General features: G+C 34.5%; 11 protein-coding genes. All 11 read left to right on the forward strand.

Going from position 1 to position 11570, the window contains the following annotated elements:
• Positions 1-114: 114 nt before the first annotated feature.
• The 11 genes from CHB81_RS09300 to CHB81_RS09350 all read left to right on the forward strand — a co-directional run bounded on the left by CHB81_RS09300 (position 115) and on the right by CHB81_RS09350 (position 11411).
• Positions 115-1338, forward strand: a complete 1224-nt coding sequence (locus tag CHB81_RS09300) for an efflux RND transporter periplasmic adaptor subunit (protein WP_089351622.1) — start codon at positions 115-117, stop codon at positions 1336-1338.
• Between the two features lie 11 nt (positions 1339-1349).
• Positions 1350-4511, forward strand: coding sequence for an efflux RND transporter permease subunit (locus CHB81_RS09305; RefSeq protein WP_089351623.1), 3162 nt, complete (start codon positions 1350-1352; stop codon positions 4509-4511).
• A gap of 130 nt (positions 4512-4641) precedes the next feature.
• The gene (locus CHB81_RS09310) at positions 4642-6060 is read left to right on the forward strand and encodes a TolC family protein (protein ID WP_089351670.1); all 1419 of its coding nucleotides are present in this window, start codon (positions 4642-4644) and stop codon (positions 6058-6060) included.
• 479 nt (positions 6061-6539) lie between these two features.
• Positions 6540-6995, forward strand: coding sequence for a hypothetical protein (locus CHB81_RS09315; protein ID WP_089351624.1), 456 nt, complete (start codon positions 6540-6542; stop codon positions 6993-6995).
• Between the two features lie 121 nt (positions 6996-7116).
• Positions 7117-7722 (forward strand): Crp/Fnr family transcriptional regulator, encoded by a 606-nt coding sequence (locus CHB81_RS09320; protein WP_089351625.1) that lies wholly within the window; start codon positions 7117-7119, stop codon positions 7720-7722.
• A gap of 275 nt (positions 7723-7997) precedes the next feature.
• Entirely contained in the window at positions 7998-8732 is a 735-nt protein-coding gene (locus tag CHB81_RS09325; RefSeq protein ID WP_089351626.1) for a GNAT family N-acetyltransferase, read from the forward strand.
• 596 nt (positions 8733-9328) lie between these two features.
• Positions 9329-9709: a DoxX family protein gene (locus tag CHB81_RS09330; RefSeq protein ID WP_089351627.1), complete on the forward strand. Its 381-nt coding sequence runs from the start codon at positions 9329-9331 to the stop codon at positions 9707-9709.
• Positions 9710-9721: 12 nt separating this feature from the next.
• Positions 9722-9931, forward strand: coding sequence for a hypothetical protein (locus tag CHB81_RS09335; RefSeq protein WP_089351628.1), 210 nt, complete (start codon positions 9722-9724; stop codon positions 9929-9931).
• An 88-nt stretch (positions 9932-10019) separates the two neighbouring features.
• Entirely contained in the window at positions 10020-10397 is a 378-nt protein-coding gene (locus CHB81_RS09340; protein WP_089351629.1) for a glyoxalase/bleomycin resistance/extradiol dioxygenase family protein, read from the forward strand.
• A gap of 26 nt (positions 10398-10423) precedes the next feature.
• Complete coding sequence (locus tag CHB81_RS09345) at positions 10424-10933, forward strand: DinB family protein (protein WP_089351630.1); 510 nt, start codon at positions 10424-10426, stop codon at positions 10931-10933.
• 10 nt (positions 10934-10943) lie between these two features.
• Positions 10944-11411, forward strand: a complete 468-nt coding sequence (locus CHB81_RS09350; protein WP_089351631.1) for a DUF1440 domain-containing protein — start codon at positions 10944-10946, stop codon at positions 11409-11411.
• Positions 11412-11570: the final 159 nt, after the last annotated feature.

Raw genomic sequence — 11570 nt, forward strand, 5'->3', positions numbered from 1 at the left:
ACTTAACAGTGATAAATAATTTAATACCAATTACGAAATAGAATTGGAAGCATCATTGTATGGTTCTTTGCACAATTCTACTTAACAACGTTAGATAATTTAATATAATTAAATATGAATACCCAGAATATCCGAATACCACAAAATTTAAACAATAAGAATGTCCAACAAATTAAAACCAATACGAAAATGAAAAATGTAATTATAACCAGTTTTATTCTGGCACTTGTGCTAAGCAGTTGTGCAGATAAATCGCAAGCTCCGGCAGCTCCGGCTCCGCCTTCATTACCAGTTTTAGCTATCACAAGCGAAAACACTACTACTGATGCTGAATATCCTGCCTCTATACAAGGAACAGTTGATGTTGAAATTCGCCCGCAAGTTAGCGGAAATCTTGAAAGAGTTTTTGTAGACGAAGGTGCTTATGTAACTAAAGGTCAGACTTTATTCAAAATAAACGAACGTCCTTTCCGTGAGCAATTAAACAATGCTTTGGCAAGTCTTCACGCTTACGAAGCTGCTTTAATTAACGCTCAGTTAGAAGTTGATAAATTAACTCCTCTTGTTCAAAACAAAGTAGTTTCTGATTATCAATTGAAAACCGCTAAAGCTTCTCAAAAAATTGCCGCTGCAAATATCGAACAAGCAAAAGCAATGGTAGGATCTGCCAGAATTAATTTAGGATATACAAATGTGACAGCCCCTGTTAGTGGTTACATTGGAAGATTGCCTAAAAAACAAGGAAGTTTAGTTTCTGCAACTGATGTTGAACCTTTGACTAACTTATCTGATGTTCATGAAGTTTTTGCTTATTTCTCTTTAGGTGAAACAGATTTCATCAACTTTAAAGCACAATATGCAGGAAATAGTCTTGGTGATAAAATCAAAAAATTACCTCCTGTAACTTTAATCCTTGCTGATAATAACGCTTATCCTCAAACTGGAAAAATCGATATGGTAGACGGTCAATTTGACAAAACTACCGGAGCGATCACTTTAAGAGCAACTTTCCCAAATGCGGGCGGAACTCTACGTTCAGGAAACACAGGGAAAATTCGTTTAGGTCTTCAACATGACGATGCGATTTTAGTTCCTCAATCAGCTACCGTTGAAATGCAGGATAAAGTTTTTGTTTTCACCGTTGGTAAAGAGAATAAAGTAAACAAAATGCCAATTACCGTTATTGGAAAAAGTGGCACAAACTACTTAATCAAAGATGGTGTAAAATCTGGTGACCAAATTGTATTAAGCGGTATCGATAAACTTCAGGAAGGACAAGTTATTCAGCCTGAAAAATCAACTCCTTCAAAAGTTGCCCAAATAATTACTAAAAAATAATTTTTACGAAAATGTTCAAAATATTTATACAAAGACCTGTACTGGCAACCGTAATCTCCATTTTATTGGTGATCCTGGGAGTACTTGGACTTACGAAATTGCCCTTACAACAGTTTCCTGATATTGCGCCGCCATCGGTTTTGGTAACGGCAGTTTATCCGGGAGCAAACGCAGAAACGGTTTTACGTTCTGTGGCACCATCACTGGAAGAGTCTATAAATGGTGTTGAGAACATGACTTACATGAGCTCTACAGCTAGTAACGACGGATCGCTTGCTATTACAGTTTTCTTTAAATTAGGAACTAATGCAGATCAGGCGGCCGTTAATGTTCAAAACAGAGTTGCTCAGGCAACAAGCCAATTGCCTGCAGAGGTTGTACAACAAGGTGTAACTACTGCAAAACAACAAAACAGTTTTATCATGGCAATTGGTATGTATACCGATGATGAGTCAAAATACGATCAGACTTTTGTTGCCAATTATGCTCAAATCAATATTATTCCGGAGATCAAACGTATTCCTGGAGTTGGATCGGCAAGTATTTTTGGAGGTGTAAAAGATTATTCTATGCGTGTTTGGTTGAATCCAACACAAATGTCAACTTACAAAGTGACTCCAAACGAAATCATGGGCGCAATTCAGGACAAAAGTTTGGAAGCTGCTCCGGGTAAATTTGGAGAAAGAAGTACAGAAGTTTTTGAATACGTAATTAAATACAAAGGAAAATTAACCAAACCAGAAGAATATGAAAATATTGCTATACGTTCTAATGCAGATGGTTCAGTACTTCGCCTAAAAGATGTTGCGAGAGTCGAACTTGGCGCTTACTCCTACAACAGTTTAACACGTTTAAATGGTAAAAAAGGAGTTGTAATTGGTGTAATTCAGTTAGCAGGTTCTAACTCCAATGATATTCAGATTGCGATCAACAAATTGATGGTGAAAGCCTCAAAAGATTTCCCTAAAGGAATTAAACACAACATTTTCTATAGTACAAAAGTATCTCTGGATCAATCTATAGAACAAGTTGAGCATACTTTAATCGAAGCATTTATATTAGTATTTATCGTAGTATTTATATTCCTGCAAGATTTCAGATCAACATTAATCCCGGCTATTGCTGTACCTGTAGCAATTTTAGGAACGTTCTTCTTCATGCAGTTATTCGGATTCTCGATCAACCTTCTAACACTTTTCGCATTAATTCTGGCGATTGGTATTGTGGTAGATGATGCAATTGTGGTCGTCGAAGCCGTGCATGCGAAAATGGAGCACAAACATTTGTCTCCAAAAGTAGCAACCCATGAAGCAATGCACGAAATAACGGGTGCTATTATCTCGATTACGCTGGTAATGGCTGCTGTATTCCTGCCGGTTGGTTTTATGGAAGGCTCTACGGGAGTTTTCTATCGTCAGTTTGCCTTTACAATGGCAATTGCAATTGTAATTTCGGCAGTAAATGCCTTAACATTAAGCCCTGCCCTAGCCGCCTTATTCTTAAAAGATAATCACGGTGCCGAAGGAGATACTTCTCATGAGAAAAAAGGATTTAAGGAAAAATTCTTCAACGGATTCAATAAAAGTTTCGATTCCTTAACCAATCGTTACGTTGGAGGTTTAAAATTCTTAATCCGTAACAAATGGGTTAGTTTAGGTGGATTGGCTTTAATTACTTTCGCAACAATTGTGATGGTTAAAACAACTCCAGCAGGATTTATCCCAACTGAAGATCAAGGATTTATTGCAATTGCAGTAAACACTCCATCAGGAACATCTCTTGACGGAACTCAGAAAGTAATGACTCAGGCAGAAAATACTTTAAGAGGTTTAGATGCATCACGATTTGTAACAGCAATTTCAGGTTTCAACTTATTGACCAACTCTACAAGTCCATCTTCTGCAGTTGTGTTCGTATTGCTTAAACCAAACGAAGAGCGTGGAGAAATCAAAGACATCAACAAAATAATGGCTGATGTTCAAGGAAAATTAGGTGCAATTACCGGAGGAAGTTTCTTCGTATTTAGTTTCCCAACCGTTCCTGGATTTAGTAACGTTGAAGCTTTAGATTTAGTTTTACAAGATAAAACAGGAGGAAAACTGGATAAATTTAGTGGAATTTCACAAAACTTCATCGGAGAATTAATGAAACGTCCGGAGATTGCAGTAGCATTTACCTCTTTCAAAGCCGATTATCCTCAATTGCAATTGGATATCAACGATGAAAAAGCAAACCAATTGGGTGTGAACGTAAAAGACATTTTACAAACCATGCAAACCTATTTTGGTAGTGCGCAAGCTTCAGACTTTAATAGATTTGGTAAATATTACAGAGTTGTTGTTCAGGCAGATATTGCTGACAGAGCTGATCCGTCATCAATTGACAGAGTTTTTGTAAAAAACAAAACAGGCGAAATGGTGCCAATAAATACTCTGGTAAAACTAAGCCGTATTTATGGTTCAGAAACCGCTTCGAGATACAACTTGTTTAATTCGATTTCGATTAATGCAATCCCAAAACCTGGATTTAGTTCCGGAGATGCCATTAAAGCAATCGAAGAAGTTGCTGCACAACAATTGCCTGCAGGTTATAGTTTTGAATTTTCAGGACAAACTCGTGAAGAGATTTCTTCTGGAGGTCAATCAGCAACGATTTTCTTACTGTGTTTGATATTCGTCTATTTCTTACTTGCTGCACAGTATGAAAGTTACATCTTGCCATTGGCCGTAATCTTATCAATTCCTGCAGGTATTTTTGGAGTATTTGTTGCCATCGGCTTGACCGGAATCGAAAACAACATTTACGTTCAAGTTGCACTGGTAATGCTTATTGGACTGCTCGCCAAGAACGCGATTTTGATTGTCGAGTTCGCCGTCCAAAAACGAAAATCAGGTCAGGCGTTAGCCAAAGCATCAATAGATGCAGCCAAACTACGTCTAAGACCAATTATTATGACGTCACTAGCCTTTGTTGTGGGATTAATCCCGATGATGAGCGCCACAGGACCGTCAGCACAAGGTAACCACTCCATTAGTATTGGTGCCGCCGGAGGTATGGTTTCGGGAGTAATTCTAGGATTGTTAATTATCCCGGTTTTATTTATCGTATTCCAATATTTACAAGAAAAGGTTTCTGGAAAACCAGTAGCCGTAATTCATAACGAAGAAAAATAAAAATGGAAAATTATATAACGACAATCCTCATAGCCATCATTGCTGGCATTGGATACATATCCTATAAAATCTCAAAAGATCTTGATAATAGAAAAGATACTTGTACAGAAATTTAATGACAAAACATAAAATGAAAAATTATATAACCAAAATCGTGATGGTCGCTATTTTGATCACCACAATAATATCCTGTAAGGTTTCGAAGGATATTGAAACTCCAAAAGATGCATTTCCTGAAAATTTCAGGAGTGCATCGGTTTCAAAAGATACGACAAGTATTGCTGATGTGGAGTGGAAAAACTTCTATACCGAAAAAGATATTATTCAATTGATCGATAGTGCCGTTGCAAGAAACAATGATTTGCAGATTGCTGAAAAAAACATCGAAATTGCACAATACAGATTCACACAATCAAAATGGGGAAATGTACCTCAGGTTAATTTATCTGTAACTGCAAGCACCAGCAATCCGTCAGACAATAGTTTTACAGGAAAAAATTTAGGTCAGGCATTAGGTCAAAATCATATTGACGATTACTCTGCCGGAGCAACACTTTCTTGGGAAGCAGATATTTGGGGGAAAATCAAAAATCAGAAAAAAGGAGCTTTTGCAGGTTATCTTCAATCAGAAGAAGTTAAAAAAGCATTACAAACTACTATTGTAGCCAATGTTTCAAAGGGTTATTACAACCTTTTAATGTTGGATGCACAATTAGAAATTGCAAAACAAAACCTGAAACTGAATGATAGTACAACCAATATTATCAAATTAAAATACGATGCAGGTCAGGTAACTTCGTTAGCAATTCAACAATCTGAAGCACAGAAATTAAACGCGGCGCAATTGATTCCGTTGTTAGAACAAAATATTGCTATTCAGGAAAATGCTTTGAGCGTTTTGACAGGATCTTTTCCAAATTCAAAAACAAGAAGCGTTCGTTTAAGCACACTTGAAGTTAAAAATAACAGTGCGATAGGGATTCCGTCTTCATTAGTAAGCCGCAGACCAGATGTAAAAAGTGCCGAATTAGCCCTTAAAGTAGCCAACGCAAACGTAGGAATCACAAAAGCTGATTTGTATCCATCGCTTAGAATTACCGCTCAAGGTGGAGTAAATTCATTCGAAACCAGCAATTGGTTCAACATTCCGGCTTCATTGTTTGGAACCGTTGCCGGAGGTTTGACTCAGCCTTTATTGAACAATAAAAAAGTAAGAACACAATACAATATTGCAGTTGCAGAAAGAGAAAAAGCAGTTTTAAGTTTCAGACAATCTGTTTTGGTTGCCGTTAGCGAAGTTTCGGATGCTTTAGTAAAAGTAGAGAAATTACAACAACAAGAATCATTCTTGAAAGAACGTGTAAAAACGTTACAACAAGCCATTAAAAATGCCAATTTGTTATTCAAAAATGGTATGGCTGAATACCTTGAAGTACTATCTGCGCAATCCAATTTATTGCAAAGCGAGTTAGAACTGGCAGACATAAAAAGAGCCCAACTTTCTGCCAATACCGAGTTATATCGCGCATTGGGCGGTGGTTGGAAATAATACCCGTTAATTATTTATTTTTTGAGATGAAAACGCTGTGAGACTTTTAGTTTCATGGCGTTTTTTTATTTGGAGCTATTTCCTGCTATTCACTGTATCTTTTATGTCCGCCGCGGCGGACATAAAAGGATGCCGCTACTATCAGGGCTAGGGATTCTGGCTCATAAGAAACATTGAGTTTAATAGCTCACGGATGAGACGGATTTGCTTTGCAAAGACGCAGATTTAAACAGACTTCTTTTGTTCTCATTTTTGTCAACCTGAGCGTCCCAAGACTTCGGGAGAAGGACCGCAAAGCATATCAACAATCTTTGCAAAGCTTTATAAAAATAAAAAATCCGCACCAATCCGTGTTTTCGCAAAGCAAATCCGTGTCATCTGCGTTCCATTTACCCCAAATCCTTTATATTTCGGTTTATTTTTATATTTTTGATTAACCTATCTCTATAAAATAATCCAAAAAATAAATAATTAAACCAATGAAAAAAATCGCTTGTGTAGCACTTTTAGCTTTATTCTTTACAAACTGTAAAAAAAGCAATCAGGATGAAGAATTAAAATCAGCAAAAAAAACAGAAACTACAGCTTCAACTCTAAAAGAAGAGAAAGTAAAAAAAGTAGAGGAAGATTGTAAAGACATTCAGGTAGAAATGGGATCAGGAAAAGAATGCATCATAAAAAACACAGATATTAATACCGTCTATCAAAGTATTATTGCAAATAAAGAAGTCGAAGAATCCGAATTTTATTTAAGTACACTTCCAACCAAAAATAAATCTGTTGAAATAAATAAAAATGGATTAATCTCTATTGATTATGAAATCACTACTGATAAAGTTGCTATTGAAATGAATTATGAAGGTGGTGTGACAGAAGTAACACTCGAAAAAGTAGAAAATACAATCAAGAAAAGTATTTATCATTATGCTGATTAAACTATAAGATGAAATAAAAATTCTCAATTAAACCGCTATATAACTTTTAAGTTTTTAGCGGTTTTTTATTAAAGTTCTTTCCTAATTAGATACTTTTGATAGTATCTAATTATTTCTTAAGATGATAGCTAAAGAAGACAAATATCTCAATAATCTAAAACTAAAATTCGAAAGCTATGCTCCTGTTTCTGAGCAATCCTGGCAATTAATCGAAAATATCGCTGAATTTCAATCGATCAAAAAAGGAGAAATTCTTTTGAGAAACGGACAAATTGCAAAAGAGATTCATTTTATTGTCAAAGGTGCTTTACGAGCTTTTATCACAGATGCTGCCGGAAATATTTATAACAAAAATATCTTTCTCGATGGAGATTTTGCAGGCTCAAAAGCTTCTTTATTGCAACAAACTCCTTCTAATTTTACAATTGAAGCACTTGAAGATTCTATTTTAATTAATCTTAACTACAAAAAATACAGAACACTCATTGATCAAAACAATGATCTTAAAAACTATTATATCGCCTATTTAGAGAAAAACTGGGTAATCGAGAAAGAACAGCGCGAAATTTCATTAGTGATGAAAAATGCGACCGAAAGATATCTGCATCTTTTATCGAAACATCCTGATATTTCAGAGAGAATTCCGCTTTTGCATATTGCTTCACATTTAGGGATTACTCCAACGCAATTAAGCCGAATTAGAAAAGATCTCCAAAAAGATTTATAAATCAACATATGTAAAGGTTTCGGGCGAAAGCGAAAACTACCTTTGCATTATATTCTACCCCTTGGGTGTGATTATTTTTAACACATAGTAACATAGATTCTACATGCTCAAAAAAAGGCATTTCACTTTTTAAAAGGCGCATAGCTCGGCTATGTGTAAGAAACATGTTTCTTTTTATACCTTTTTACAGAACCAAAATCTATGTTTCTATGTGTCAAATGAAATTTTAGTAATTACGACGCCTAACAGGCTACATTCTTATAATTAAAATCAAAATGAAAAATATAGACTTAATCGAAGACAACATAAACAATCTTACCGGTTTATGGAAAACAGTTGGAACTCCTTTCCTCTCCTATCATAAAAACAATACTTTCGAATATTGTAAAATCGAAAATTCAGGTTGGCCCAATAAATTATGGCTTCGTAAAGATATTTCTAAAAAAGATTTGCCAGATGTTATAAAAACCATGCAAAATAATTCAGGTTTAGTTTTACCATATTGGGATATCTTCGGAACAAAATCTTATGAAATTTTGGACGCTTATGGTTTTGAGATAAGAACGGAACAAGTTGCAATGGCGCTGAAATTAGATCAAAAATTTACGCTTGAACACAATCTTACTTTCAAAAGAGTTTCTGCAGAACAAGATGCCAAAATTTGGGCAGATCTATATCCAAATGCTTTTGGTTACATAATTAGTAAAGAAATCCTGATTCACAATCACAATGACGTTCATTTCTATTTGGTTTCTTTAGATGATCAGCCACTAGGAACTTTTATGCTTTTTCAAACTCAGAATACTATTGGAATTCATGGTGTTGGTGTAATCCCGGAAATGCGTAGAAAAGGCTTCGCCGAAGAAATCATGAAATTTGCACTTAATCTTTCTATAGATTTAAAAGCTAATTATGTTTTATTACAAGCCTCCGCAATGGGAAAAGACATTTATACGAGACTAGGTTTTAAAGATTTATTTACCATTAAAAACTATGTTTTAAAAGCTTAGTTATGGCACGCGGATGACGCAGATTTACTTCGCAAAAACACAGATTTACACAAATTTTTTATACTCGCATTTTTTGTCAGACTGAGCGAAGTTGAAGTCCCGCAAAGTGATTCTCCAGAATTTGCTCAGCGCGTGGGACTTCGACTTCGCTCAGCCTGACAGCTAGTATATTTACTTTATTCTAAAAAATCAAAGTCTAAGCTCAAAAATCTTTCCTCTATAATCTTTCCTCTATAATCTTTCCTCTATAATCTTTCCTCTACAATCTTTCCTCTATAATCTTTCCTCAATAATCTTTCCTCAATAATCTTTCCTCAATAATCTTTCCTCAATAATCTTTCCTCTATAATCTTTCCTCTACAATCTTTCCTCTACAATCTTTCCTCTACAATCTTTCCTCTATAATCTTTCCTCTACAATCTTTCCTCTATAATCTTTATTCTATAATCTTTATTCTATAATCTCCAATCTAAAATCTAAAACACCCAACTTGTCCAAAATGCCCCTAAAATAGTCGTAAATAAGTCTTCCATCAGAAAAATAAGATTATTAAGTTTGTAATACATTAACTAATAACTATTTAAAATAACAAAATCATGAAAAAAGCAAAAATCATTTTTTGGATTACTACAATTATTATTTTCCTGTTTGAGGCTGTTATGCCAGCATTATTTTCTCAAAGTCAGGAGGCAAAAGAAGGAATCAGGCATTTGGGATATCCTGAATATTTTGGAAATGCCCTAGTTGTTTTTAAAATTTTAGGAGTTTTAGTTTTGGTGATTCCATCAATTCCAAAAAACGTAAAAGAATGGGCTTATGCCGGATTTGGTTTTGATTTTATATTCGCATCAATTAGTCATTTTGCAATTGACGGAGCTGGCTTTCAATCGTTTTTTCCATTAATCTTTTTAGTGATCTTAGCGATTTCATATATCTATTATCACAAAATTGAGCGCTATAAAAATATCGCTCTATAAACTTTCGAAGTGATGATAGAAGTTTTTAAAACAAATGTTCAGGAGGTCGAACAATCCAAAATGATTGTGGGAAAACTTCTTGAACATTTCCCTAATAGTGCGATCAATTTTGATTTGGAAGATTGTGACAAAATTTTACGAATCAATGCTTCTTCTATTTCAAACCAAAAAATAATAGAACTTCTTGACTCTTACGGTTACCATTGCGAAGTGCTTTTATAATCTCTTAACTAAAACACAAACAATTGATTACCAAATTTTTAAATATTTATTGTACTTTTGAAATACTATCAATCTCAAATTTTACAAAATGAATCTACCGGCTAATCATCAAACTATAATGCCCTATTTAATTTTAGATGGAGCTTCAGAATTTATTGATTTTACTCAAAAAGTCTTTAATTCAGAAAAAACGAGCACAGAAGTCCTACGCAAAGACGGGACTATTATGCATGCCGAAATTATCCTTAACGGAAGTACAATTATGGTTGCTGACCAAACCTCCGATTGGACAAAACAAAACTCCAACTTGTTTGTCTATGTTCCTAACGCCGATGAAACATATCAGAAAGCATTAGATCAAGGTGCTACAAATTTAATGGGTTTAAGCAATCAGGATTATGGCAGAACTTGTGGTGTAACAGATCCTTTTGGAAATGTTTGGTGGATAACATCCGTCATCGAATAACAACTATAATTTCTAAATCAAAAAGAATGGAAGCAGCAATTCAAAAAGATATAATTCAAACCTTTAAAAATCTGAATGCAATACTCTTGTTATTTTCGCAAGAAGAATTTAATATTGTTCCTGGCAAAGATCGTTGGAGCGCTGGACAAACTGCTCAGCATCTTGTTCTTGCCTGCACCGGATATCCTGAATTATTTTTGGGGAAAACCGAAAAAACAGACAGAAGATACGATGAAAAAATCAAAGACATTGAAGCTTTATTTTTGAATTTCGATATAAAAATGGATTCACCCGATTTCTTAAAACCAGCACTTATCGATTACGACAAAGATGCTATAACAGCCTCTTTCTTAAAGATCGAATCTGACTTATTACTAGCAGCCCAAACTTCAGATTTAACTTTGACCTGTCTTGATTTTGAGCTTCCTGGTTTTAGTGAATTTACTATCTTCGAGTGGATTAGTTTTGCTTTGACTCATATTCAAAGACATACCAAACAACTCAATACTATTTTTAAACAAGTTGCTAAATCATAAAAACTACTATATGGCGTCAAAATCAGGAGCAATATTCTTATCAAGTTTAATCGCGGGAACGCTAGATATTCTTGCTGCAATTTTTTTCTATGCATTACTATTTCAAAAAACAACACCTGTAAAAATTCTTCAATCTATTGCAAGTGGAATTTTTAAAAAAGAAGCCTATAGTGGCGGTTCACAAATGGCTTTATATGGATTGTTGTTGCACTACTTTATCGCTTTTGTTTTTGCTTCGTTTTATTTTACAATTTATCCATACTTCTCCTATTTAAAAAAAAATACATTACTATCCGGAGTCTTTTACGGTATTTTTGTTTGGATTACAATGAATCTGGTCGTTTTACCAGTTGTATTTCCGGTTTTACCTGAAAAACATTTTGACTTCCCTTTGCTTCTTTCGATCTTAATTCTGATTTTTTGTATTGGAATTCCGATTGCTTTTATAACTCAAAAATATTATTCCCTCCGAAAATAACCTATCAGATTTCTGGTTACATATATAAAATTCCATTCGTATTGCGCATGGAATTTTTTTATTTTAGAGATTCCGCAAAATTGACACCTGAAATATTTTAAAATCAAAATCAAAACGTTAAACTTTCATCTCAATCAACTAGAAATCATTTTTTTGGAC

It is taken from the genome of Flavobacterium sp. ov086 (assembly GCF_900187965.1).
Lineage (GTDB): Bacteria > Bacteroidota > Bacteroidia > Flavobacteriales > Flavobacteriaceae > Flavobacterium.

Excerpts from the sequence above, each read along its gene's own strand:
- CHB81_RS09300 (WP_089351622.1), top strand. The coding sequence starts at position 115 with ATGAATACCCAGAATATCCGAATACCACAAAATTTAAACAATAAGAAT.
- CHB81_RS09305 (WP_089351623.1), top strand. The coding sequence starts at position 1,350 with ATGTTCAAAATATTTATACAAAGACCTGTACTGGCAACCGTAATCTCC.
- CHB81_RS09310 (WP_089351670.1), top strand. The coding sequence starts at position 4,642 with ATGAAAAATTATATAACCAAAATCGTGATGGTCGCTATTTTGATCACC.
- CHB81_RS09315 (WP_089351624.1), top strand. The coding sequence starts at position 6,540 with ATGAAAAAAATCGCTTGTGTAGCACTTTTAGCTTTATTCTTTACAAAC.
- CHB81_RS09320 (WP_089351625.1), top strand. The coding sequence starts at position 7,117 with ATGATAGCTAAAGAAGACAAATATCTCAATAATCTAAAACTAAAATTC.
- CHB81_RS09325 (WP_089351626.1), top strand. The coding sequence starts at position 7,998 with ATGAAAAATATAGACTTAATCGAAGACAACATAAACAATCTTACCGGT.
- CHB81_RS09330 (WP_089351627.1), top strand. The coding sequence starts at position 9,329 with ATGAAAAAAGCAAAAATCATTTTTTGGATTACTACAATTATTATTTTC.
- CHB81_RS09335 (WP_089351628.1), top strand. The coding sequence starts at position 9,722 with ATGATAGAAGTTTTTAAAACAAATGTTCAGGAGGTCGAACAATCCAAA.
- CHB81_RS09340 (WP_089351629.1), top strand. The coding sequence starts at position 10,020 with ATGAATCTACCGGCTAATCATCAAACTATAATGCCCTATTTAATTTTA.
- CHB81_RS09345 (WP_089351630.1), top strand. The coding sequence starts at position 10,424 with ATGGAAGCAGCAATTCAAAAAGATATAATTCAAACCTTTAAAAATCTG.
- CHB81_RS09350 (WP_089351631.1), top strand. The coding sequence starts at position 10,944 with ATGGCGTCAAAATCAGGAGCAATATTCTTATCAAGTTTAATCGCGGGA.